Raw genomic sequence first — 26,713 nt, 5'->3', positions numbered from 1 at the left:
CCGGACACCGGATCGGGCTCTCCTCTCGTTCAGGCGCCGGTCAGCCCGCTGCTCGCACCAGTGCGGTGAGCGCACCCGACCAGGTACGCGCCAGATCCTCGACGGTCTCCTGGTCGAGCACCCCGGCAGGCCACGACCAGTGCACGACGAGCTGCGGACCGCCGGGCAGGTCCTGCGCCATCGCCGTGACGCTCAGAGCGTGCCCGAGCGGCATGCCGTCGTCCATCGGCACCTCCGCCGCCTCCTCCTCACCCGAGACGGCCGCCCACTCCTGCTCCGACCCGGATCGGGTGTAGCCGAACCGGCCGAGGTAGTTGAACTCGATCTGCGGTGCCGGCAGGCCCGCCAGCACCGGCGCGCCGGCCGGGTCGAGGTGACGCAGCAGCCCGTAGCCGATGCCACCGTCGGGCACCGCAGCCCGATGCTCACGGACGCGATCCACGGCCCGTGCCGCGGCCGACGGGTCGGCAGCGGCGGTGTCGAGATCGACGTCGCCGGTGTCGGGGCGCAGCGGGTGGACGCTGGTGAACCAGCCGACCGTCCGGGACAGCTCCGCCCCGTCGAGGAGCTCCTCCGCGCGGCCGTGACCCTCGACGTCGACGAGGACGGCGTTGCCCGCGGCACCGCCATGTCGGCGTCGCCAGTCGCCGACGGCCAGGGCGAGTGCGGCGAGCAGGACGTCGTCGACGCCCGAGCCGTACGCCGCGGGAGCCGGCCCGAGCAGCGGCTCGGTGACCTCTCTGGGGAGCACCACCCGCACGTCCTGCTGGGTCCCGACCGTGTCGACGGTGCGGTCGAGCGACCGGAGCAGCGGCAGCGGCGAGCCGCCTCCGAGCATGGACGTCCAGAGCGGCAGCTCGGCGGCCCGCCCGGCCGCAGATGCCGTGAGCGCGGTGGCCCAGCGCCGGAACGAGGTGCCCGCCTCCGGCAAGGTGGCCGGGCGCCCCGCTCGCAGTCCGCTCCACGCCGCCGCCAGGTCGAGCGGCAGGATCCGCCACGAGACACCGTCGACCACGAGATGGTGCAGGCACAGCAGCAGCCGGCCGGGAGCAGCACGGCCCGCGTCGAACCAGACGACCTGCGCCATCACCCCGCCGTCCGGGTCGAGCCGGTCCCGGGCTCGCTCCGTCTCGGCCGTGATCACCGCGGCGCGGGCGTCGAGGTCGAGGCCCGCGACGTCGACGCGGCGCACCCACTGCGCGGCGTCCACATCGGCAGGCTCCGGGACGTGCAACGACCAGTGGTTCCCCTCTGCGGGGCGGACGAGGCGGGCACGCAGCAGGTCGTGGTGCCCGGCCAGTGCCCGGATCATCGCGACGAGCGCTCCCATGTCGAGCTCGGCGGGGGTGCTGAGCAACGCCACCTGGTGGTAGCGGGCGAAGGGGCCGCCCAGCTCACGCAGCTCGTGCATGACCGGGGTGAGCGGGACCGTTCCCGAGCCGTCGTCCGTGGCCGGGGACGGGAGCTCCTCGAGCGCGGTCGCGACCTCCGCCAGCGCAGCGGGGGTGCGGTGCGTGAACACCTGCCGCGGCGTGACCCGCAGCCCTGCGGCACGCGCGCGCCCGACCAGTGCCATCGCGAGAATGCTGTCGCCGCCGAAGGCGAAGAAGTCGTCGTCGACACCGATCCGTGGCAGCTCCAGCACCTCGGCGACGGCCCGGCACAACGCAGCCTCCTGGGCGGTGCGTGGCTCCCGGTCCGACACCTGCGCGGCCAGGTCGGGCGCGCGCAGCGAGGCGCGGTCGAGCTTGCCGTTGGCGAGCAGCGGCAATCGGTCGAGCACCACGACCGCGGCGGGCACCATGTGCTCCGGCAGGGACGCGGCCACGTGCGAGCGCAGCTCACCCGGTTCGAGCGGCACAGTGGCCTCCGAGACTGCCTCGACGTGCGCGACGAGCGTGCCGCGGCTGCCCGCCGGCACCGTCACGACCGCACGTGCGACGCCGGGGTGGCGTTCCAGCGCGGCCTCCACCTCGCCGGGCTCCACCCGGTGGCCCCGGATCTTGACCTGGTCGTCGGCACGCCCGCCGTAGGCCAGGACTCCCGCCTCGTCGAAGCGGGCGAGGTCCCCGGTGCGGTACATGCGCTCGCCCGGGTACCACGGGTCGGCGACGAACCGCTCGGCAGTGGCGCCCGGTCGGCCGAGATAGCCACGCGCGAGCCCGGCGCCGGCGAGGTAGAGCTCCCCCGCGACCCCCGGTGGCACCGGGCACAGCCCGGCGTCGAGGACATAGGCGCGGGTGTTGGCCACCGGGCGCCCGATCACCGGCTTCTCCGCATCCGCGACGCTCGCCACCAGCGCGTCCACCGTGGACTCGGTGGGTCCGTAGAAGTTGAACGCCGCGGTCCCCTGCAGGTCCCGCAACCGATCCCACAGCGTCTCGCCGACGGCCTCGCCGCCGAACCCGACGACAGCCAGCGGGCAGCGTTGCCCGTCGAACAGTCCCAGGTCGGTGAGCTGCGCGAGGTGCGACGGGCTGAGCTCGACGAAGTCGACCTCGCGCAGCAGCGCCACGAACTGGTGGGGGTCGGCCCGGACCTCCTCGGTCACGACGTGCACGCAGTGCCCGTCCAGCAGCCACAGCTGCGGCTGCCACGAGGCGTCGAACGCGAACGACCAGGCGTGCGCCACCCGCAGATGGCGGCGTCCGGTGCTCTCCCTCGCCGGGAGGTGCACCTGGGCACGGTGGCTCGCGAAGAGGTTGACCAGCCCGCGGTGCGGCACGACCACGCCCTTCGGCCGCCCCGTCGACCCCGAGGTGTGGATCACGTAGGCGGGGTGCTCCGGCAGCAGGGGTGCGGTCCGGTCGGCGTCGGAGAGGGGGTGGCCCGACCAGCCGCCGAGGTCGAGGACGTCGAGGTCCAACCGGGGCGGCCCGTCCTCGGGCAGCTCGACCCCGGAGTCGGTCAGGACCAGCAGGGGCGCGGCGTCGGCGAGGACATCGCGCAGGCGCTGCATCGGGTACGCCGGGTCGAGCGGCACGTAGGCCGCGCCCGCGGTGTGCACCGCGAGGATGGCGGCGATCGCCTCCGCGGTGCGGGGCAGCGCGACAGCCACGAGCTGCTCGGGGCCCGCGCCGTGCGTGATGAGCAGCCGGGCGAGGCGGTTCACGCGATCGGCCAGCTGCGCGAACGACCAGGCGATCCCGTCCGAGGCGAGCGCGGGTGCGTCGGGTGTGGCGACCGCCTGCGCCGCGAACAGCGAGGCGACGGTGGCGGGCTTCACGTCCCGTGCGGTGTCGTTCCAGGTCACGAGCACTCGGTGCTGCTCGGCCTCATCGAGTACGCCAACGCTGCCGACCGGGCGGTCGGGATCGTCGGCCAGGGCCGTGAGCAGTGCGAGCATGCCGCTGCCCAGTCGCGCGGCCGTCACGTCGTCGAACAGGTCGGGGCGGTACTCGGCGGTCAGCCGGATCTGCTCGGCCACGATGCTCTCGCCGAGTGCCTCCACCTCCCACGTCAGCGGGTAGTGGGTGGCGTCGACGCTGTCGCGCTCACGCACGCGCACACCGTCGGATGCGCCCAGCTCGGGATCGCCGCCGGGGTAGCTCTCGAACACCACGAGCGTGTCGAACAGCTCGCCGATCCCGGCCTGCCGGGTGATCTCGGTGAGGCCCAGGTGCTGGTGCTCCAGCAGCGCCGTTCCCTCGTCCTGGATGCGGTCGAGCAGAGCGCCGAACGCTTCCGCCGGACGGACCCTGGTGCGCACCGGAATCGTGTTGATGAAGAGCCCGACCATGGTCTCCACGCCGTCGAGCTCGGGCGGACGCCCGGCCACGGTGGCGCCGAACACCACGTCGTCGCGGCCGGTGAGGCGGCCGAGCAGCACCGCCCACGCGCCCTGCACCAGGGTGTTCAGTGTGAGTCCGCGGGCGCGGGCCAGCTCCACGAGACGTGCGGTGAGCTCCCTCGACGTGTGCACGGTGTGCCGGCGTGGGGTCATCGGCTCGCGGGCCGGGGCAGCAGGCGCGAGCCTCGTCGGCTCCGTGATCCCGGCCAGCTGCGCTGCCCAGGTCCGCTGCGCGGCACCACGGTTGCGGGCGGCGAGCCAACCGAGGTAGTCGCGGTAGGACGCCGGGGCGGGAACCGCGGCGGGGTTTCCGTCGTGCTCGTAGAGAGCGGCGAGGTCGGCGAGCAGAGGCGCGGTGGACCAGCCGTCGAGCAGCAGGTGATGGTGCGAGATCAGCAACCGGTGCTGCTGGTCGCCGGTGCGCACCAGCACCGCGCGCAGCAGCGGCGCTTCAGCCGGGTCGAAGCGGCGGCGTTCGTGCGCGCACTCCTGCTCCCAGGCCTCCTCGAGGTCGGGCCGCTCCCGCAGGTCCAGCTCGCGCCACGGCGCGGGGCCGGCGCGACCGACGAGCGCGACCGGGCGACCGGAGCGCAGGTACCTGTAGGACGCCCGCAGCTGCGGGTGGCGCACCAGCAGTGCGTCGAAGCAGCGGCGCAGGCGATCGGTGTCGATCGGCCCGTCGATGTCGAGGGAGAACTGGACGGTGTAGACGTCCGTGCTCGTGCCCAGCTCCATGGCGGCGTGGAACAGCAGCCCCGCCTGCAGCGGAGCGAGCGGGAGCACGTCGACCAGGTCGGGCGCGACGGCGGGCACCTCGGCGGCCTCGTCGGCGGTCAGCTCGACGAGGGTGAGGCCGGACGAGCCGTCGGCAGGCACGATGTCCGGCCGCACCCCGGCGACGGCGGCCAGCCCCGCTGCGCTGCGGTGCCGGAACACGTCGCGGGCGGTGATCACCAACCCCGCGGCGCGGGCGCGCCCGACGAGCTGCATTCCGACGATGCTGTCGCCGCCGAGCGCGAAGAAGTCGTCGTCCACCCCGACCCGCTCCAGACCGAGCACGTCGGCCAGCACGGCGCAGAGCACCTCCTCGCGGGGGGTGCGCGGGCGGCCTGCGGAGACGGCGGCGGCCAGGTCCGGCGCCGGGAGCGCGGCGCGGGCGAGCTTGCCTGCGGTGGTGCGGGGCAGCGCGTCCAGCACGACGACGGCGACCGGCACCATGTGGGCGGGCAGCAGGCGGGCGGCGTGCCGGCGCACCTGCTCCGGGTCGACCGGGTCGGCACCGGTCACGACGTAGCCGACGAGCCGTCGCACGCCGGGGACGTCCTCACGAACCACGGCAGCTGCGGCCGCCACGCCCGGGTGCCCGGCCAGCGCCGTCTCGACCTCACCGAGCTCGACACGGAAACCGCGCAGCTTCACCTGGTCATCGGCCCGGCCGAGGATGCGCAGCACCCCGTCGCGGGTCCACGTGGCCCGGTCGCCGGTGCGGTACATCCGCTCCCCCGGTGTCCAGGGATCGGCGACGAACCGCTCCGCGGTGAGGGCGGGGCGGCGAAGGTAACCGCGGGACACTCCGACGCCGGCCACGTACAGCTCGCCCACGACACCGGGCGGCACGGGGGCGAGCGCATCGTCCAGGACCAGGGTGAGCACACCGGCCAGGCGGTAAGGGCGGCGGCCGCCGTCGACGTCGCCGTGCCAGCCGTACGCGTCCACTGTGGTCTCGGTGGGCCCGTACAGGTCGTGCACGGTGACGCCGGTGGCGCACAACCGCCGCCACAACGCGTCGTCGATCGCCTCGCCGCCGACGACGACCACGGAGGGCCGATGTGTCCCGGTGGTGAGGAGCCCGTGGGCGAACAGCTCACGCAGGTAGGTCGGGGTCAGGTCGAGGACGTCGATCCGCTGCTCGCTCACCCGCTGCACGAACGCCACCGGCTCGGTGTGGTCGTCGACGACGTGCAGCTCGTGCCCGGCCAGGAGCCACAGCATCGGGTCCCAGGACGCGTCGAAGGTGAACGAGGCTGCGTGCAGCACCCGCAGCCGCGCGCCGGCTGGGTCCATCAGCGTCGCGCGGTGCCCGTCGAGCAGCGCGGCCAGGCTGCCATGGGTGCCGGTGACCCCCTTGGGCCGGCCGGTGGAGCCCGAGGTGTGGATCACGTACGCGGCCTGCGCGGGGTGCGGTGCGGGCAGATCGACAGGCGCGGGGTCCGGCAGGTCGTCGACGTGCACACGCTGCAGGTCGGGCACGCCCTCGGCGTCCCTCGTGGTCAGCACCAGCGTCGGCGCGGCCTCGCTCAGCACCAGCGCGGTGCGCTCGGGTGGCGCGGTCTCGTCGAGCGGCAGGTACGCCGCACCCGAGCGGAGCACGCCGAGAACGGCCGGCACCATCCACGCGCGGGGCAGCGCGAGTGCCACGATCTGCTCAGGTCCGGCGCCGTGGCCGCGCAGCACGCGTGCGAGCCGGGCACTGAACGCGTCGAGCTCGGCGAAGCTCCAGTTCCGTTCGCCCGTGACCAGCGCGGTGGCATCGGGGCCGGCCGCCACCGTCTCGGCGAACACCTGCAGTACCGAGGGCGGCGCGTCCACAGGGGATCCGGCGGCCCACTCGTGCAGGAGCCGGTCGCGCTCACCCACGTCGAGAATGTCGATGTCGTCGATGGGCTGGTCGGGGGCTGCCACGACCGCGGCGAGTACCCGCTGCAGCCGCTGCGCGAGCGCCTCGGCGGTAGCGCGGTCGAACATGTCGGCGCGGTACTCGACCGCGCCGCTCAGGCCGTCGTCCTCCTCCACGACGTCGAACGAGAGGTCGAACTTCGCCGTGCGCTGGTCCACGACTTCGGGACGGTCGGTCAGCCCGGCGAGCTCGAGGCGCGATGCGGCGCCTGCGGCAGGCAGGTACACGACCATCACCTGGAACAGCGGGTGCCGCGCCAGCGAGCGCGGCGGGTTGAGATGCTCCACCACCTGCTCGAACGGCACGTCCTGGTGGGAGAAGGCGGCGAGATCGGTCTCGCGGACCCTGGCGAGCAACGCCCGGAACGTGGGGTTGCCGGAGGTGTCGGTCCGCAGCACGAGGGTGTTGAGGAAGAACCCGACGAGGTCGTCGAGCTCGTCCTCGGAACGGCCGGCGATGGGGCTGCCCAACGGAATGTCGGTGCCCGCACCCAACCGCGTCAGCAACGCGGCGACCGCGGCCTGCACCAGCATGAACATGCTGACGTCAGCGGAGCGGGCCAGCTCCCGAAGCCCCGCCTCGACGTCGGCGTCCAGGGTGAAGGTCACCAGACCGCCGCGGTGGTCGCTCTCGGCGGGCCGGGGACGGTCGGCGGGGAGGACGAGCTCGTCGGGAAGGTCGCTCAAGGCCTCACGCCAGTACGTGAGCTGGCGGGCGGCGAGGCTTGCCGGGTCGGTGCGGTCGCCGAGCAGCGTGCGCTGCCAGCGGGCGAAGTCCGCGTACTGGACGGGGAGCGCCGCCTGCTCCGGGGCACGCCCGGCGAGCCGCGACGCATACGCGGACCGCAGGTCCTGGATCAGCGGCCGCGCCGACCACTCGTCGGCGGCGATGTGGTTCACCACCAGCAGCAGGACGTGCTCGTTCTCGTGCAGCCGGTACAGCGTGGCGCGTAGCGGGATCTCGGCGTCGAGGGCAAACGCGTGCTCGGCGGCCGCAGCCAGCCGGGCGGGGAGTCCGTCCTCGTCGACCGGTTCGACCTCCAGCGGCACCGGAGCCGGCTCGAGAACTACCTGTGTCGGCACGCCGTCGTGCTCGGCGATCACGGTGCGGAACACCTCGTGCCGGGCGACAAGGTCGGTGAGCGCCTCTCGCAGGGCAGCGACGTCGAGCCCGCCGGTCAGCCGCCATGCCGTGGGGATGTTGTAGGTGGGGCTCGGGCCCTCGACCTGGAACAACGCCCACATGCGCTGCTGGGCGAACGACAGCGGGAGCGGCGCGGTCCGAGGCGCACGGATGAGCCGGGGCCGCGGAGATTCGGCGTCCGTCTCGCTGTCGATCACCGCTGCCAGGCCCTCGACCGTCGGGTGGTCGAACACCGCACGCAACGGGAGCACCGCGCCCAGCTCCGTGCGCGCACGCGCGATCAGGCGCATCGCGAGCAAAGAGTGGCCGCCCAGGCCGAAGAAGCTGTCGTGGACACCGACCCGCTCCACGCCGAGCACGTCGGCGACGATCGCCGCCAGGACCAGCTCGGTCGGGGTGCGCGGTTCCCCGCCCGCCGACGCCCGGGCCATCGGGGGCGCGGGCAGCGCGCGGCGGTCGAGCTTGCCGCTCGGGCTCAGCGGCAGCGCGCCCAGTTCGAGGATCGCTCCCGGCACCATGTGTTCGGGCAACCTGGCCGCGAGGAACTGCCGCAACTGCTCCTGGTCCGTCCTGGCTCCGTGGGACGGCACCACGTAGCCGACGAGGCGCTGGTCACCGGGTCGGTCCTCCCGCAGCACCACCGCGGCCCGGGCCACCGAGTCGTCGGAGAGCAACCCGGCCTCGATCTCGCCGAGTTCGATGCGGAACCCGCGCAGCTTCACCTGGTCGTCGGCCCGGCCCCGGTACTCCAGGACCGGCCCGACCCAGCGGGCCAGGTCACCGGTGCGGTACAGGCGCTCGCCCGGCGACCACGGATCCGCCACGAACCGCTCGGCGGTGAGCCCCGGGCGTCCGAGGTAGCCGTGGGCGAGCTGGTGTCCCGCGAGATAGAGCTCTCCCACGACGCCGTCCGGCACGGGCGAAAGCCGCTGGTCGAGCACCAGCGTGTGCGTGTTCCACACCGGTGCTCCGATGGGGACGGTCGCACCGGGGGCCGCACCGTCGCTCCGGTGCCAGGTGACGTCCACCGACGCCTCGGTGGGCCCGTAGAGGTTGTCCAGCCGGACTCCCGGCAGAAGGGCGTGGAACCGGGCCGCCAGCTCGGCGGGCAGCGCCTCACCACTGCAGATCACGCGGCGCAGCCCGGTGCAGTCGCCCGCGGCCGGGTCGGCGAGGAACTCCGCGAGCATCGACGGCACGAAGTGCACCGTCGTTATCCGCTCGTGCCGAATGGTCTCCGTCAGATACGCCGGGTCCCGATGGCCGTCGGGACGGGCGACCACCAGCGTCGCCCCGGCGAGCAGGGGCCAGAAGAACTCCCACACCGAGACGTCGAAGCTCGACGGGGTCTTCTGCAGCACCCGGTCGTCGGCGCCGATGCCGTAGGTGTCCTGCATCCAGGCCAGCCTGTTGACGATCCCCGACTGCGGCACGACCACGCCCTTGGGCCGCCCGGTCGAGCCCGACGTGTAGATGACGTACGCCGGGCTCCCGGCCCCGTGGCCGGATGGGCTCTCCTGCTCGCGCAGGCGTCCGGACGGGTGGCGCTCCAGCTCGGCGGCGAAGGCCGGGGTGTCGATCCGCAGCGCGCCGGGCAGGTCGGTGACGGCGAGGACGACCGCCGGGCGGGCGTCGTCGAGCATGGACCGCAGGCGCTCGGGCGGGTAGGTGGTGTCGAGCGGCAAATACGCGGCGCCCGCCTGGTGCACGGCGTGCAGCGCGACGACCAGCTCGGCAGATCGCGGCAATGCCACGCCGACCACGGACCCCGGTCCGACCCCGCGATCGCGCAGCAGCCGGGCCCAGCGACCGACCTCGACGTCCAGCTCGGCGTAGGTCAGCGCTGCGCCGTCGGCCAGCACGGCGACGGCGTCCGGCGTGCGGTCCACCTGCTCGACGAACAGCTGGGGCAGCGTGCGGTCGGGCACCTCATGAGCGGTGCCGGGATCGATCACCGTGGCCCGCTCGGCGGGCGTGAGCATCTCGACGGTGCCGATCGGGCGGTCCGGGTCGGCCGCCACCTGCTCCAGCAGCCCGACGAGCCGTGCGAGCAGCAGCTCGGCGCCGGTGCCGTCGACGCGGTCGAGGGCGTGGTCGAGCAGCACGGTGACCGCGCCGTCCGGGTGGTCGACGACCGTGACGTGGAGATCGAACTTCGCGTGTGTGGTGGGCAGCGCGAACCACCGGGCCGACAGCCCGAGCCGGGTGCCACCGTGGTCGGTTAGCCGGTGGTAGCCGCTCATCACCTGGAACAACGGGTTGCGACCGGCCTCCCGCGGCGGGTTCAGCGCCTCCACCACGAGGTCGAACGGGACGTCCTGGTGGTCGAACGCCGCGAGATCGGTCTCCCGTGTGCGCGCCAGCAGCTCGGTGAAGGTGGGATCGCCCGCGAGGTCGCTGCGGAGCACCACGGTGTTGACGAAGAAGCCGACGAGGTCGTCGAGGGCCGCGTCGGCGCGTCCGGCGACGGGCACCCCGAGCGGGATGTCGTCCCCGCCGCCGAGCCGGTGCAGCCAGGCGGCCGTCGCTGCGTGGGTGAGCATCGACATGCTGGTGCCGGTGCGTGTGCACAGCGAGCGGAGCGCGTCGGCGGTGCCGGCAGGCAGCTCGGCCCGCACCTGTGCTCCGGAACCGTCCCGCATGCGGGGCCGCGGGCGGGGGAGCGGGAGCGCGATCTCGTCGGGCATCCCGTGCAGGGCCCGCGCCCAGAACGCGAGCTGGGCGGCCGCGGTGCTCGTCTCGTCATCGGGATCGCCGAGCAGCCGCTGCTGCCACACGGTGTGGTCGGCGTACTGCACGGGAAGCGGCAGCCATGCGGGCGGCGAGCCCGCCACGCGAGCCGCATAGGCGGTGTCGAGGTCGGCCAGCAGCGGGCGGTCGGACCATTCGTCGGTGGCGATGTGGTGCAGCACGAGGACCAGCACGTGCTCGGACGCCGTGCTCTCGAACGACGGAAGCTCGACGACCGTGACGCGCAGCGGCAGGTCCGCACCGAGGTCGAAGGGGCGCCCAGCCAGGTCGGCGACCAGGTCCGGAAGCTGCGCCTCCGTTGCGGCCACGACCGTGGCCTCGGGTTCCGGGTCGTCGAGGATCCGCTGGTACGGGGTGCCGTCATGGTCCTCCACGACGGTGCGCAGCGACTCGTGGCGGGTCACGACGTCGGTGACGGCAGCTCGCAGGGCCGCGGTGTCGAGGTCGCCGGTGAGCCGCACGACCAGCGGATAGTTGTAGGCCGTGTTACCGCCTGCGTCGAGGCGGTCGAGCAGCCAGAGCCTGGCCTGTGCGGGTGCCAGCGGAATCAGTGCGGGCCGCGCGCCTGCCTGCAGCGGCGGCCGCGCAGGCGCCGACGCGACGGCACGCAGGGCCAGCAGCGCGGGCGTGCGCGCCTCGAACAGGTCCCGGATCGCCAGCTCGGCTCCGAGCGCGGTGCGGGCCCGGCTGATCAGGCGGGTGGCGAGCAGCGAGTGCCCGCCGAGGTCGAAGAAGTCGTCCTCCACACCGACGCTCGGCAGCCCGAGCACCTCGCCGAACAACGTGCAGAGGGTCGCCTCCGTCTCGTTCTCCGGCGGCCTGCTCGTGGAACGCCGGACCGTCGGCTCCGGGTCGGGCAGCGCGGCGACGTCGAGCTTGCCGTTGGCGGTGAGAGGAAGATCGGCCACCGGGACCAGCGCCGAGGGCACCATGTAGTCGGGCAGCCGCTGCTTCAACGCGGCACGCACGTCGGCCACGAGCGCGCCGGCTCGGCGGGCTGAGGCGGGGTCGTTGGCGAGAGGTGTGTCGGTCTCGCCGGCCACGTACGTCCTCACCGGTGTTCCCGGTCCACGGAAGAACACGGCGTCCACGGCGCCGACACCGGACCACGTGACCGCCACCCGGTAGCCCAGCTCCGCGGCCAGCGCGTGCACGTCCTCCTGCTCGACGGCCTCCGGCACGGTGCTGACCAGCCTGGTCCGGGCCCGGGCCACGGGCTCTCCATCGGCCAGTGCACGCAGGGCAGCGCGCTCGCCGGCCACGCGGACGTCGGGGATCCGTGCGACGCGCAGCAGCTCGGGCCGGTGGCTGCGCAGGTGTTCGGCCAGGCCGTCGAGATCGCCGATCTGCAGCCCCCACAGCAGTGTCGGCGCGTCGGCCAGCGGACGTGCGTCGGTCGGCTCGCGGTGCAGCACCGCGTCGTAGCGGTGGCGGGTCAGCTCGTTGTGCGCGCGGCCCCGCCGGGTGCGGATCGAGACCGCCGTGCCCGGCACCTGCGCCGCGAGATCGTCGAAGAACTCCGGCGCGAGCAGCAACTCCTTCTCCATCGCGACCGCGCGCTCGACGGTGCGCGTGACGGCGCCGGCATCCTCGGATCCGTCGCGGCCCAGCTCGATGGCCGTCCGCAACGTCGGCAGCAGGCCCAGGTGGCGCACGTCGCCGACGAATACCGCTCCTCCGGGCACCACCAGCTCCAGCGCACCGCGGACCACGCGGGCCAGGTAGTCGGCGCTGGGGAAGTACTGGACGACCGAGTTGATCACGACGGTGTCGAAGAACCCGGACGGCAGGCCGCTCAGGTCGTGCGCCGGGCGGGCGAGCAGCTCGACACCGGCGAACCGATCCGGATCGGCTGCGACGTCCGCGCGCAGCTTCGCGATCACCGGCGCCGCCAGGTCGGTGGCCCAGTAGGCCTCGCAGTCCGGCGCGAGCCTGCCCATCAGCAGCCCGGTGCCGACACCGATCTCCAGGACGCGCCGCGGCGCCAGCTCGCGAATCCGTTCGACGGTCGCCTCGCGCCACTCCCGCATCTCCGCGACCGGGATCGGCTCACCGTCGTAGCTCGAGTCCCAGCCGGCGAACTCCCTGTCCCCGTAGTCGTCGCCACCGACCACGGTGGGGATCTCGGTGTACTCGTCGGAGTAGACCTCCTTCCACTCCGCGACCTGCTCGGCCTCGACCGCCGCGCGCACCGTGTCGTCCAGTGGCGCGGGCACGACGTAGCCCACCAGCTTCTTCGTCCCGGCGCCCGCAGCGGGGTCGGCCACCGCGACCACGGCCGAGCGGGCCACCCCTGGGTGCTCGTCGAGCGCGGCTGCGACCTCGCCCAGCTCCACCCGGTAGCCGCGGATCTTGACCTGGTCGTCGGTGCGGCCGAGGAAGTCGATGATCCCGTCGGGACGGCGGCGCACCAGGTCGCCCGTGCGGTACATGCGCTCGCCGGGGCACCAGGGGTCGGCGACGAACCGTTCCGCGGTGAGCGCCGTGCGGTTGAGGTAACCGCGCGCGAGCCCGATGCCGGCGATGTAGAGCTCGCCGGGCACGCCGTCGGGCACCGGTCGCAGCCAGGCGTCGAGGACGTGCGCACGGGTGGCGCGGATCGGCCGTCCGACGGTGGGGGTGGCGCTGTCGTCGGTGCCGCCGCCGAGGGTGTTGATCGTGTACTCGGTGGGGCCGTAGAGGTTGTAGCCGGTGGTGTCGCTCGTGTCCCGCAACCGGTTCCACACCGCGTCGGAGACGGCCTCGCCGCCGAGCAGCACGAGCGGCGGCCGGTGCGCCCCGGGCCGGTCGTCGGCGTCGTCGAGCAGGCCGGCGTCGAACAGGTGGTGGGCATAGGTGGGTGTCACGTTGACGACGTCGACGGCGTGGGTGTCGCAGTAGGCGACCAGAGCGGCGGCGTCACGGCGCAGCTCCTCGTCGCACACGTGCACCTCGTGGCCCTCGACGAGCCACAGCAGTTCCTCCCACGACATGTCGAAGGCGAACGACACGGTGTGGGCGATCCGCAACCGCCGCCCGCCGGCCAGTGCGACCGCGGGGTCGAAGATCTCGGCGCGGTGGTTGAGCTGCATGTTGGTCAGGCCGCGGTAGGGCGTGACGACGCCCTTGGGCCGTCCCGTCGAGCCGGACGTGAAGATCACGTAGGCGGGGTGCTCCAGGCGTCCTTCCCGCGAGCGCGCGAACGCGCCCAGCTCGTCGTCGCGAAGCGGCCCGGCGGGCAACGCGGCACGCTCCGCCAGCACCGCGGGGTCGTCGAGGACCACCACAGGGACCTCGGCCGCCGCCAGGGCCGCGGCCGTGCGCGAGGTGGTGAGCATGCAGATCGGGTCGGCGTCGAGAAGGATGTCGACGAGGCGCTCGGTGGGGTGATCGAGCTCCAGCGGCAGGTAGGCGGCCCCCGTGCGGAGCACCGCGAAGAGCGCCACCACCATCTCCGTGGAGCGGGGCAGCGCCAGCGCGACGAGCCGCTCCGGGCCCGCCCCGCGGGCGAGCAACAGCCGGGCGGTGCGGTCGATCGCGGCGTCGAGCTCGGCGTAGGTCAGCCGCTCCCGGCCGGCGACGAGTGCGATGGCGTCGGGCGTGCGGGCGGCCTGCGCCGCGAGCAGGTCCGCGACGGTCTCTGTGGTCGGCAGCTCAGGCAGGGGCGTGCGGTCCGCCCGTTCGGTGGGCAGCACCGCGTCGACCCGGGCGACGGGCGCGGACGGGTCGTCGAGCAGCTGCTCGAGGATCCGGGTGAAACGTGCGAGGTAGGCGTCGGCGATGGCCGGCTCGACGACGTCGGGACGGTGGGAGATCATCACCTCGAACCGCTCCCCCGGCGTGACCACCAGGTTCAGCGGGTAGTGCGTGGCGTCCACGTTGGACAGACCGGTGACCCCGAAGCGGCGCAGGGCTGTGCGCTGCGCGTCGTCGGCCCCACGCATCACGAACAGCGTGTCGAACAGCCTGCGGTGCCCGGACTCACGCTGGATGACCCCGAGGCCCATGCTCTCGTGCTCCGAGAGCGCCAGGCGCTCGTCCTGCACACGGCGGAGCAGGTCGAGCACCGGCTCCTCGGGACGGAACGACATGCGCGCGGGGACGGTGTTGAGGAACAGACCGATGGTGTCCTCGATGCCCGGCACCTCGGCCGGACGACCCGCGACCGCCGTGCCGAACACGACGTCGGTGCGGCCGACTGCGGCTGCGAGCGCGAGCCCCCACGCCGTGGAGAACACGGTGTTGGCGGTGAGGCCGTGCCGGTGCACGACGGCGCGCAACCGATCGCCGGTGCCGGCGGGCAGCACGGTTTCCACCACTCGGGGCGGCCGGGTGGTGGTCGCTGCGGCGGGGTCGACGAGGGTGGGTTCGGCGAGATCCGCAAGCGCCGCACGCCATGCCGCGGCACCACGGGCGGGGTCCTGCCCGGCGAGCCAGGCGAGGTAGTCGGCATAGGAACCGGGGGCAGACAGGGTCGCGGACTCACCGGCGTAATGCGTGAGCAACGCGGTCAGGAACAGCCACGCGGACCAGCCGTCCCAGAGCAGGAGGTGCCGGTTGACCACGAGCCGATCGACCTCGCCGAGGCGCACCACGAGCAGCCGGAACAGTGGCGGGCTCGCCAGGTCGAAGCGGCGGGCACGGTCGGCCGCCATGACATCCTCCAGGCGGGCGGAGCGCTCGGCGGGGGGCAGCACGGACAGGTCGATCTCGGTGACCGGAGGGTCGAGCCGCTCAGCGATGAACTGCAGCGGCCCGGGAAGCCCGTCGCTGGTGAACCCGGCGCGAATGCTCGCGTGGGCGGCCAGCACCGCGGCGCATGCCTCCCGCAGGCGGTCGATGTCCACCCTGTGGTCGAGATCGACGGCTTCCTGGACGGTGTAGGCGTCTCCCGCGCCGGAGTCGAACCCGGCGTGGAAGAACAAGCCGTCCTGCAGGGGTGACAGCGGCCAGACCTCGGCCACCGGCACCGGGCTTATCCGGGCGACCTGCGCGAGCTCGGCGTCCGACAGGCCCGCGAACTCGCCGGGGGCCGTCATCGCCGGTTCCGCGTCGCCGAGCAGAGCAGCGATGCCCGCCGGCGTGCGGCCGGTGAACACGTCGCGCGGCCCGACGGCCAGCCCGGCGCGCCGGGCGCGGCTGGACACGCTGATCGAGGAGATACTGTCGCCGCCGAAGCGGAAGAAGTCGTCGTCGACACCGGCCCGGTCGAGCCCGAGCACATCGGCGAACACGGCACACAGCACGCGCTCCGCCGTGGTGGCCGGTTCCCGCGACGGACCGCCGGATCGCGGTGCGGCCGGGGCGGGGAGTGCGGCCCGGTCGAGCTTGCCGCTCGGGGTGACCGGCAGGTCGTCGAGCAGCACGAACGCCGACGGCACCATGGGCTCGGGCAGCGCGGCGGCCAGGTGGGTGCGCAGTGCGTCGGGTTCCGGCCGGCTTCCCGCGGCCGGCACCACGTAGGCGACGAGCACGGTCGCCGAGCCGTCCCGGCGGGCGATCACCGCGGCTCGGGCCACCTCAGGGTGCGCGACGAGTGCGGCCTCGATCTCGCCCGGCTCGATCCGGTTGCCGCGGATCTTGACCTGGAAGTCGGAGCGGCCGAGGTACTCCAGCTCACCGTCGGGCAGCTTGCGCACCAGGTCGCCGGTGCGATACATCCGCCCGCCGACCTGCCACGGGTCGGCGACGAACCGGTCCGCGGTCAGCCCCGGCCGCGCGTGATAGCCGCGCGCCAGCTGGACGCCGGCCAGGTACAGCTCGCCGGTCACGCCGTCGGGCACCGGGCGCAGGCAGCCGTCCAGCACGTGCAACCGGGTGTTCCACACCGGTGCTCCGATGGGGACGGACGCACCGCCCTCGTCGGCACACGGGTGGAAGGTGACGTCGACGGCCGCCTCGGTCGGGCCGTAGAGGTTGTGCAACGGGGTGCCGGTGAGCGCGTGCCAGCGCCGGGCGGCGTCGCCGGACAGGGCCTCGCCACTGCTGAACACCCGCCGCAGGCTCGCCGACCAGCCCGGACCGGGGTCGCTGTCCAGGTCGGCGGCGAGGAATGCCGCCAGCATCGAGGGCACGAAGTGCATCGTGGTGATCCGCGCGTCACGGACGAGCCCGGCGAGGTAGACCGGGTCACGGTGTCCGTCCGGCCGGGCGAGCACCACGGCGGCGCCTTCGCACAACGCCCAGAAGAACTCCCACACCGACACGTCGAACGTGGCCGGGGTCTTCTGCAACACCCGGTCGTCGGCGTCGAGGCGGTACTCGTGCTGCATCCACGCCAACCGGTTCACGATCGCGCGGTGGGTGACGACGACGCCCTTGGGCCGCCCGGTGGAGCCGGAGGTGTAGATCAGGTATGCGGCCTGGTCAGGGGTGGCGCGCCGGACCGGCGCCACCGGACCGGCACCGTCGACGGCCACCGCGGCGACTCCTGCCAGCGGAGCACCGTCGAGGGTGACCACCGTGTCGACGCCCGCATCGGCGAGCGTGGCCGCGATGCGGTCGGCGGGATGATCCAGATCGACCGGCAGGTAGGCCGCGCCCGCCCCCAGCACGCCGAGCAGGGCCACCATGAGCTCCGCCGAGCGCGGCACCGCCACCGCGACCACGCGGTCGGGCCCCGCACCCCGCGCCGCCAGCCTGCCCGCGAGACCGCGGGCCCGTTCGCACAGCTGCGCGTAGGTCAGCTCGGTGCGCTCGTCGACCACGGCGGTCGCGTCCGGAGTGCGGGCCGCCTGGGCCTCGATCAGGTCGAGCAACGTTGCGGACGGCACGGCGTGGCTCGTGTCGGCCGGCTCCGGTGCCGCACCGAGCGGGAGCGATGCCACGCTCGAACCGAGGTCCGCCGCCATCGCCGTGAGCACCCGGCCCAGCTGCCCGGAGACGAGCTCTGCGACCGCAGCCGGCACGCGGCCGGCGTCGTACTTGAGCGTGAGGCGCAGTCGCTCTCCGGCGTCGACGATCAGAGCGACCGGGAAGTGCACGGCGTCGAACACGTCGACGCCCTCGACACGCAGCCCGGCCGCCGGCGCCTGCGTGCGCGGGTAGTTCTCGACCACGACGAGGGTGTCGAACAGATCGGGCAGGCCCGCGGCACGCTGCAGCTCACCGAGCCCGATCTGCTGATGGTCGAGCAGCCCGGTCTGTGCGTCCTGCAACCGGCGCAGGACGGCCGACAGCGGGTCGCCCGGCAGCCAGCGCAAGCGCACGGGCAGGGTGTTGATGAACAGTCCGACGGCCGACTCGATCCCGTCGACGGCGGCGTCGCGGCCCGACACAGTGGTGCCGAACAGCACGTCACGCTGGCCGGTGAGCTGTCCGAGCAGCAGCCCCCACGCCCCGTGCACGACGGTGCCGAGCGTGATCCCGTGTGCTCGCCCACCCTCGACGAGTGCGGCGGTGACCTTCTCGTCCAGCACGGTGCCGAGCTGGGCGTGCGGCCCGCCGGCGGGAGCACCGGCGCGCGCGATCGCCGGCACCAGGTGCGTCGGGGCGTCGAGCCCTGCCAGCTCCGCCTGCCAGGCCGCCCGCGCGGCGGCGTCGTCGCGGCCGGTGAGCCACCGGAACCAGTCCCGATGCCTGTCGAATGCGGCCCGGTCGGACAGTGCCCCTTCCGAAGGGGCGCCGTCGGTGCCCGACACCCGGTGGCCGTAGCGCTCCAGCAGGTCGCGGATCAGCACCATCACCGACCAGCCGTCGATCACGATGTGCTGGAACGTCAGCACCAGCCGCGCCGCGCCGTCCCCGAGGTACACCAACGTCACACGCAGCAGCGGCGGCCGCGCGAGGTCGAAGCGGCGGGCGCGGTCGGCGGCCAGCAACTCGTCGAGGCGCTCCGACTGTCGGGTGGCGGGCAGCCCGGACAGATCCACCTCCTGCCAGGGCAGCGTCACCCGCGCGGCCACCGCCTGCACGACCCGCCCGTCGGCGAGCTGGCCGAATCCGGCGCGCAGCTGCGGGTGCGCGTGCAGCAGGTCCTGGGCTGCGGCCCGCAGCGCGCTCGCATCGATCGTCGTCCGCCCCGCCGTGGCGAGGTGCAGGACCTCCTGGATCAGGTAGACGTCCGGGCCATCGCCGTCGAGGGCGGCATGGAAGAAGAAGCCCTCCTGCAGCGGCGAGACAGGCCAGACGTCGGCGGCGTCGGCCAGCGGGTGGGTGGCGGGCAGTTCGACGAGCGGCCCGGTCGACGGGGCACGGTCGTCGCGTCCGGCGTCGTCGCGCACCTCGACGACCGGGGCCAGCTCGGCCACGGTGCGATGGGTGAACACCTGTCGCGGGGTCACGATCAGGCCCGCGGCACGCGCCCGCCCGACGAGCTGGATCGAGATGATGCTGTCGCCACCGAACGCGAAGAAGTCGTCGTCCACGCCGATGCCCGGCACGTCGAGCACCTCGACGAACAGCGCGGTCAGCAGCTCCTCACGAGCCGTGCGGGGCTTGTGCCCGGTGACCTGCGCGGCCAGGTCGGGCACCGGCAGCGCGGAGCGGTCGATCTTGCCGCTCGTGAGCACCGGAAGCGCGGGCAGCGCGACGACGGCGGGCACCATGTACTCGGGCAGCCGTGCGGCGAGGTGCGCCCGCAGGTCCCTGCGCAGCGTGGCGATGTCACGGAACGGGGCGGGCACGTTCGCCAGCGGTGCGGCGGTGGCACCGGGCCGGTAGGCCGGCCCCGCCGAGGCGCCCGGCCGGTGCAGCAGCGCGTCGAACCGGCCGTCGCCAGCCCCGGCCATCCAGGTGGTGGCCACCCGGTACCCGAGGCGCTCACCCAGCGCGTGCACGTCCTCGGGGTCGACGCCGGCCTCCGGCTCAGGCCCGCCGTCCACTGTCGCCAGCGCGGCCAGGTCGGGGCGCAGCCGGGCGTTGGGCACTCCGGTGAGCCGCAGTGCAGCGGGAGCGTCGTTCTCCAGGTACGCCTCGAGTGCGGGGAGGCTCTGCCACGCCCGCTCGTCCGGTACCGAGCCGACCGCCGGCTCGTCCGCACGCAGGACGACGTCGTAGCGGTAGCGACTCAGCTCGTCGTGGGCGGTGGCGCGCTTCAGCCACAGGTCGACAGCCGCGAGCCGGGGGATCTCCGCCCGCAAGCCCGCGAAGAAGTCGGGCTCGCAGAGCAGCTCCCCCTCCCACGCAACGGCGCCATCGAGAGCGAGACGGTCGACCTTCCCGGTGCGGGCCTGCTCCACGCCTGCGCGGAAGGTCCGCAGCAGGCCGGCGTGCCGGACGTCGCCGACGAACACGGCACCACCGGGGGCCAGCAGCTCGACGGCGCGGCGCAGCACGCCCGCGAGGTAGTCGGCGCCGGGGAAGTACTGCACCACCGAGTTGATCACGATGGTGTCGAAGAGCCCGCCGGGGAGACCGTCGAGATCGTCCGCCGGTCGGGCGGCCAGCTCCACCCGCCCGGCCAGCTCCGGATCCGCCGCGACGCGGCGGCCCAGTGCGGCGATCGCCTCCTCCGACAGATCCGTCCCGAAGTAGTACTCGCAGGTGGGGGCCACTTCCGAGAGGATCAAGCCGCTGCCGACGCCGATCTCCAGCACCCGCCGCGGCGCCAACTCCCGGATGCGCGCCACGGTGGCCGCGCGCCAGGCCCGCATGTCCTCGCGCGGAATCGGGGCGCCGTCGTAGGTGGAGTTCCACCCGGCGAAGTCCTCGCGGTCCGCGGCGTAGAGCAGCTCGTGGACGTCCTTCCAGTCGTCCACCCTGGCCTGGCGCGGCCCGTCGAGCCGCGGCACGACGTAGGCGACGAGCCGCCGCTCCCCCCGCTGGTCCTCCCGGACCTGCACCGACGCCTGCGCCACGGACTCGTGCGCCCGGACGACCGACTCGATCTCGCCGGGCTCGATGCGGTGGCCGCGGATCTTGACCTGGTCGTCGACGCGGCCCAGGAAGTGCAGGTCGCCCTGGTCGTCGCGGCGGACGACGTCACCGGTGCGGTAGAGGCGCTCCCCCGCCGTCCAGGGATCGGCGACGAACCGCTCCGCGGTGAGGCCGGGCCGCCCGAGGTAACCCCGGGCAAGGCCGGGCCCGCCCAGGTAGAGCTCGCCCTCCTGCCCGTCGGCCACCGGGCGCAACCTCTCGTCGAGGACGTGCGCGGTGGTCATCGGGTCGGCCACGCCGATCGGCACCGACCTGCCGCGCAGCCGGTCGGGGTGGGCCTCGCCGAGCGTGGAGTTGACCGTGGCCTCGGTCGGGCCGTACGCGTTGAACATGCGCCGGCCGCGCCCCCACCGCGCCACCAGTTCGGGGGCCACCCGCTCCGTGCCGGCCAGCAGCGTGGCAGGCGGCAGCGTCAGGCCGACGGGCATGGCCGCGAGCAAGGTGGGCGGCAGGATCATGAACGTGATGCCGTGGCGGTGCGCGTACTCGGTGAGCTCCGCGCCGGGCACGCGGCGCTCGGTGGGCACGACGACCAGCCGCCCGCCCGAGAGCAGTCCCAGGCACAGATCCCAGAACGCGACGTCGAAGCTCGGCGAGGCGAACTGCAGCACCCGGCTGTGCGGACCGATGCCGAACCGCTCCACCTGCGTCGCCAGGAGCTTGGCCACGCCGGTGTGCGACAGCACCACGCCCTTGGGACGGCCCGTCGAGCCGGAGGTGTAGATGACGTACGCGGCGTTGTGGACCGACAGTGCGGGGAGCGGATCATTCGCGGGCGCGGCGGCCAGCGCCGCCACCACCTCCGGCGCGTCGAGCACGATCTGCGGGGTCGCCGCCGGCAGGTCCGCCGCCACCTCGGCCGTCGTGACCAGCACCGCGGGTGCGGCGTCGGTCAGCATGTACGCGATGCGGTCGGCCGGGTGGTCGGCGTCGACGGGCAGGTACGCGGCGCCGGACTTCAGCACCGCGACCTGCGCGACGATCATGTCGATCGATCTCGGTATCGCCAGCGCCACCACCTGTTCCGGGCCGGCGCCGTGCGCGGTGAGCAGGTGCGCCAGCCGGTTCACCCTGGCGTCCAGCTCTCCGTAGGTGAGCTCCTCGTCCTCCAGCACGAGCGCAACGGCCTGGGGCGCGCGGCGCACCTGCTCGGCGAACAGAGCGGGCCAGGTCTGGGCGTGCGGGCGTGGTCCAGGCATGCGTGTACCCCGGGAGTCGCGAGTGGGTTGTGAGGAGGTGTGCGGGAGGAGCCGGAGCTCAGTCGGAACGGCCGGCGTCGGCGGGTTCGTCCATCGCCACCGCCAGGCTGCGCGGCCGCATGTCGGTCCAGTGCTCCTCGATGTGGTCGAGGCACTCCCGCCGGGCACCCGGCCCGTGTGTGACGGTCCAGCCGGCCGGGACCGGCACGAACGTGGGCCACAGTGAGTACTGGCCCTCGTCGTTGACGAGCGCGTAGAAGGTGCCGTCCTCGTCGTCGAAGGGGTTGGTGGACATGCGTGTCTCCTCTCGATCAGGGGTGACGGGGCGGCGCGGCGCTCAGGCGCGCCGGGTGGAGTCGGCCAGCCGCGGCGGAGGGGATGTCACACGGGCGGCGATCGACCCGGCGATCTCACCGGCCCGCACGGAGACGTTCGACAGCAGCGTCGACGAGAGTCCGTGCGTGTGTTCGGTGGGCCCCTGCACGTAGACGCCCGCGGTGATCTCCGGCCCGGTCGACACCCGGTAGTCGCGGCCGATCTCCAGCCCACCGACCGCATCGCGGCGGCAGTGTTCGGCCACCTCTCCCAGCAACGCGCAGGGGTCCGACGGCCGGTAGCCGGTGGCGTAGACGACCAGGTCGGCGGTCAGCACCTCGCGGCTGCCGTCGAGCATCGACTCGACCGCCAGCTCGACGCGCCCGTCGACCTCGCCCTCGATCTGGATGGCGTCGGCGACCCTGCTGACGTTGAGGAACCGCAACCGCTCCCGGCCGCTGACCTTCTCGTGGTAGTGGCGCCGGTAGAGCGCCTCGATGAGCTCGGGGTCCACCACGGAGTAGTTGGTATTGCCGTGGTAACCCAGGATGAGGTCCTTGACCTCGGCCGGCGCGCCGAAGAATGCGTCGACGGCGTCGGGGTCGAAGACGCGGTTGGCGAAGGAGCTGTCGTCGGCCGGGCTGTAGCCGTAGCGGCTGAAGACGGCGCAGACCTCGGCGTCGGGGAACGAGCGGTGCAGGTGATCCACGGCCTCGGCCGCGCTCTGCCCCGCTCCGACCACGACCACCCGCTGCGGGTGGGCGAGCGAGCCGATCCTGGTGAGCAGCTCGCTGCTGTGCCACACGCGGTCGCCCCTGTGCACCCCCGCCGGCAGGTGCGGCACGAGCCCGGTGGCGAGCACGACGTTGCGGGTGCGCAGGACGGTGCCGCGCGAGGTGTGGACGTCGAGCAGGCCCGGGTCGTCGGACACCACCTCGATGCGCTCGACCGACGTGCCGTAGTCGACCCGGTCGGCGAACGAGGCCGCCGCCCATTCCAGGTAGTCGTGGAACTCCAGGCGAGTCGGGAACGAGCTGCCGTAGTTGATGAAATCGACGAGCCGGCCACGATCCTGCAGGTAGGACAGGAAACTGAAGCCGCTCACCGGATTGCGCAACGTGACCAGGTCCTTGAGGAACGAGATCTGCATCGTCGCGTCCTCGAGCAACATCCCGCGATGCCAGCCGAAACCCTCCTGGCGCTCGACGAACCTGGTCGTCAGCCCGGATCCCTGCTCGTCGAGCGCGATCGCCAGCCCGAGGTTCGACGGCCCGAACCCGACCCCGACGAGATCGTGGACTGCACTCGGGGGCGGTACCTCTTGCGGCATCGTCGTCCTCTCTTCGGCGGTACCAAAGTGACCCATTTGTACTCTTACGTGAGGCTAGCCTAAGTTCAAGAGGTGATGTCCGAGATCTTCCCCAGCTCCCCCTTCGGCCCCCTCGGCACCCGCCCCGAGTCGCAGCCCCGCAGCGAGCACGGTGAGTATGGCTAGGCAAACCTTACAAAGTCGAGAAGAAGGATCCGATGCCTCGATCTCGCTCCGGCAGCCGTGCTGTGCTGACCGGTTCCGTCGGCGCGTTCCGGCGACACGTCTCCGCGGCAGCGCTGTTCCTCTGCGGCCACCAGGCAGGCGAGGCCCTGGTCCCGGTGCTCGTCGGCGTGATCATCGACGAGGCGATCACCACCGGCGACCCTGCGGCGCTCGCCTTCTGGCTGCTGGTGCTGGGGCTCGACTTCGCGATGCTGTCGTTCAGCTACCGGTGGGGGGCGCGCCAGGCCTGGCTGGGGGACGTCCGCGCTGATCAACGCCTGCGGCTGATGGTCACTGCCCGCATGCTCGACCCGCGCGGCGGCGCCGAGGTGGGCAGGCTTCCCGGCGCTCTCGCAGCGATCGCCACGTCCGACACCAAGCGCGTCGGCATGGTCAACTTCGCGCTCCCACTGGGGATCGCGAGCACGGCGGCGCTGGTGGTGGCCACGGTCTCGCTGCTGCGGATCTCGGTGCCACTCGGGCTGCTCGTCCTTCTCGGCACGCCGCTGCTGCTCGTGCTGGTGAGACTGCTCGGGCGACCGCTCGAGCGGCGCAGCGGGCCGGAGCAGGAACGCGCCGCGCACGCGTCGGGCGTGGCCGCCGACCTCGTCAGCGGGGTGCGGGTGCTGAAGGGCATCGGCGCCGAGCCTGCGGCGGTACGCCGCTACACCGCCACCAGCCGTGACGCGCTCACCGCCACGCTGCGGGCCACCAGTGCGCAGGCCTGGTACGAGGGCGCGGTGCTGGCCGCGAACGGGCTGTTCCTCGCGCTCATCGCGCTGGTCGGGGGCCGGCTGGCCACCGCGGGCGAGATCAGCATCGGCGGGCTCGTCGCGGCAGTGGGGCTGGCGCAGTTCCTCGTGGAACCGCTGCAGATCTTCGGCTGGGTCAACGGGAAGTTCGCACAGGCCCGCGCGTCCGCCACCCGCATCGCGGAGGTGCTCGCCGCGGCGCCCGCGGTGCGCGACGGATCGAGGGCCCTGCCCGCGCATGTCCCCGGGGCGCTGGCGGTGCGTGATCTTCACCACGGCAGCCTGAACGGCGTCGAGTTCGACGTCTCGCCGGGCGAACTGCTGGGCGTGGTGGCGTCGGACCCGGCCGCCGCGGTCGACCTGCTCGCCTGTCTCGGGCGCGAGGTCGACGCGAAGGGCGACGTCGAACTCGACGGCGTGCCACTGGCCGACTACCCGCCCGACACCGCCAGGGCGACGGTCCTCGTGGCCGTGCACGACGCCCAGCTCTTCGCCGGCACCGTGGCCGAGAACGTGCGGGCCGGCGGGCCGGCCGATCGGGACGTCGCCCCGGCGATGGCGGCGGCGCAGGCCGACCAGGTGGCCGACGCGCTACCGACAGGCACCGACACCCTCGTCACCGAGCAGGGCCGCTCGCTCTCGGGCGGACAGCGCCAGCGCCTCGCGCTCGCACGAGCGCTGGCGGTGGACGCGCCGGTGCTCGTGCTGCACGACCCCACCACGGCGGTGGACCCGGTCACCGAAGCCCGGATCGCCTCCGGTCTGCGCGAGGTGCGCCGCGGCCGTACGACGGTCGTGCTCACCACCAGCCCGGCGCTGCTCGCCGTGACCGACCGGGTCGTGGTGCTCGACGACGGGGTGGTCACCGGCGCCGGTACCCACACCGAACTGCTCGCCCGCGACGACTACCGCGCCGTGGTGCTGGCATGAGCGCAGCGGCCGAACCCACAGCGCGACACCTCCTGCCCACCGCCACCACCAGCCGGATTCGCGCCACTCTCGGCGAGCTGCTGCGGCCCCGGTGGGCCGTCGCGGCGGCCGCGGCAGCGGCACTGGTGACCGGCGCGGCGGTGAGCCTGGTCGCGGCGCCGCTGCTGGGCCGCATCGTCGACCTGGTCGCCGCCCGCAACCCGCCCGACACGCTTTACGGTCCGGTGCTTCTGCTCGTCGTCGTCGCGGTGGTCCAGGGGCTGCTGGCGGTGCTGGGCATCGCCCTGGTCGCGCGGGTCGGCGAGAGCATGCTGGCGCAGCTGCGCGAACGGTTCGTGGAACGCGCGATCGGGCTGCCGCTGGAACGGATCGAGGCGGCCGGCTCGGGCGACCTGACCTCCCGCGTCACGTCCGACGTCGCGCAGGTCGGCGAGGCCGTGCGGGAGGCCGTCCCGGAGTTCGCCCGGTCGGCGCTGATCATCGCCCTCACGCTGGTCGGGCTGGCGGTTCTGGACTGGCGCTTCATGGTGGCGGCGCTGTGCGCCGTACCGGTCCAGGTCCTGACCGCGCGCTGGTACCTGCGCCGCTCCACGTCGCTCTACGCGCAGGAGCGGGTGGCCGGCGGAGCACAACAGCAGCAGCTCCTCGACACGATCAGTGGAGCCGCCACCGTCCGCGCCTTCGGGCTGCACGGCGAGCACGCCGAGCGGGTGCGCTCGCGCTCGGAGGACGTGGTGCAGATCGCGCTGCGGGTCGTCCGTCTCCAGACCGGGTTCTTCGGCCGGCTCAACCTGGCCGAGTTCATCGGCGTGGCCGCGGTGCTGACAACAGGGTTCCTGCTGGTCCGCGGCAACGTCGTGTCCATCGGCACGGCGAGCGCCGCAGCGCTCTACTTCATCAACCTGTTCGGCCCCGTCAACCAGGTGCTGTTCCTGCTCGACACCGTGCAGTCGGCCGCGGCGAGCCTGGCCCGGATCATCGGGGTCGCCGACCTCCCTGGCGAACAGCAGCCTGCCCAGCCCGTCCACCCGGCCGATGCGCGCGTGCACACCACAGCACTCGGCCACGCCTATGTCGACGGCCATGACGTGCTCGACGCCGTCGACCTCGACATCGCACCCGGGCAGAGGGTGGCCCTGGTGGGTGCGAGCGGCGCGGGCAAGACCACGCTGGCCAAGCTGGTGGCCGGGGTGCACTCCCCCACCCGCGGTGTCGTCCGGATCGGCGGGGCGGCGCTGCGCGAGCAGGGGCCCGCCATCGTCCGGCAGACGGTCGCCCTGATCACCCAGGAGGTGCACGTCTTCGCCGGTCCGCTTGCCGATGACCTGAAGCTGGCGAAACCCGATGCGACCACCGACGAACTGCTCGACGCACTCGCAGCCGTCGACGCGCTCGGGTGGGCGAAGGCCCTACCCGACGGTCTCGACACGGTGGTCGGTGCCGGCGGCCACACCCTGACCGTCGTGCAGGCCCAGCAACTGGCGCTGGCGCGCCTGGTGCTCGCCGACCGGCCCGTCGCGATTCTCGACGAGGCCACGGCCGAGGCGGGCAGCGCGGGCGCCCGGGTGCTGGAGGTCGCGGCTCAACGGGCGACGGCCGGGCGGACCGGGCTGATGGTTGCCCACCGGCTCACCCAGGCGGCCACGGCCGACACCGTCGTCGTGCTCGACTCCGGGCGGGTCGTCGAACACGGCACGCACGACGAGCTCGTCGCCGCAGGCGGGCGGTACGCACAGCTGTGGGCGGCCTGGTCGGGCAGCCGCTGAT

The 26,713-nt window shown here is 73.5% G+C and carries 5 protein-coding genes; 2 read left to right on the top strand and 3 right to left on the bottom strand.

Going from position 1 to position 26,713, the window contains the following annotated elements:
• Positions 1-40: 40 nt before the first annotated feature.
• The 3 genes from ABD743_RS18635 to ABD743_RS18625 are packed head-to-tail and all read right to left on the bottom strand — an operon-like array spanning position 41 to position 23,060.
• Positions 41-21,415 carry a non-ribosomal peptide synthase/polyketide synthase gene (locus tag ABD743_RS18635; RefSeq protein ID WP_344723366.1) on the bottom strand — a complete coding sequence of 7,125 codons (21,375 nt, stop codon included), beginning with the start codon at positions 21,413-21,415 and terminating at the stop codon, positions 41-43.
• Positions 21,416-21,473: 58 nt separating this feature from the next.
• The gene (locus ABD743_RS18630) at positions 21,474-21,710 is read right to left on the bottom strand and encodes an MbtH family protein (RefSeq protein ID WP_344723365.1); all 237 of its coding nucleotides are present in this window, start codon (positions 21,708-21,710) and stop codon (positions 21,474-21,476) included.
• Positions 21,711-21,752: 42 nt separating this feature from the next.
• Positions 21,753-23,060, bottom strand: coding sequence for a lysine N(6)-hydroxylase/L-ornithine N(5)-oxygenase family protein (locus tag ABD743_RS18625; RefSeq protein WP_344723364.1), 1,308 nt, complete (start codon positions 23,058-23,060; stop codon positions 21,753-21,755).
• Positions 23,061-23,257: 197 nt separating this feature from the next.
• Between ABD743_RS18625 and ABD743_RS18620 the strand changes: the two genes are divergently transcribed.
• Positions 23,258-24,946, top strand: a complete 1,689-nt coding sequence (locus ABD743_RS18620; protein ID WP_344723363.1) for an ABC transporter ATP-binding protein — start codon at positions 23,258-23,260, stop codon at positions 24,944-24,946.
• Complete coding sequence (locus ABD743_RS18615; RefSeq protein WP_344723362.1) at positions 24,943-26,712, top strand: ABC transporter ATP-binding protein; 1,770 nt, start codon at positions 24,943-24,945, stop codon at positions 26,710-26,712. Before ABD743_RS18620 ends, ABD743_RS18615 begins: the two co-directional genes overlap by 4 nt.
• Position 26,713 lies beyond the last annotated feature (1 nt).

Source organism: Pseudonocardia yunnanensis, assembly GCF_039534065.1.
In the GTDB taxonomy this organism is placed as follows: Bacteria; Actinomycetota; Actinomycetes; order Mycobacteriales; family Pseudonocardiaceae; genus Pseudonocardia; species Pseudonocardia yunnanensis.
Note: the sequence above shows the minus strand (reverse complement) of the source record. Positions and strands in the feature narration are given on the sequence as shown.

What these genes read in the sequence shown, in the direction of transcription:
- ABD743_RS18635 (WP_344723366.1), bottom strand. Translation starts at nt 21,415, where the DNA reads ATGCCTGGACCACGCCCGCACGCCCAGACCTGGCCCGCTCTGTTCGCC.
- ABD743_RS18630 (WP_344723365.1), bottom strand. Translation starts at nt 21,710, where the DNA reads ATGTCCACCAACCCCTTCGACGACGAGGACGGCACCTTCTACGCGCTC.
- ABD743_RS18625 (WP_344723364.1), bottom strand. Translation starts at nt 23,060, where the DNA reads ATGCCGCAAGAGGTACCGCCCCCGAGTGCAGTCCACGATCTCGTCGGG.
- ABD743_RS18620 (WP_344723363.1), top strand. Translation starts at nt 23,258, where the DNA reads ATGCCTCGATCTCGCTCCGGCAGCCGTGCTGTGCTGACCGGTTCCGTC.
- ABD743_RS18615 (WP_344723362.1), top strand. Translation starts at nt 24,943, where the DNA reads ATGAGCGCAGCGGCCGAACCCACAGCGCGACACCTCCTGCCCACCGCC.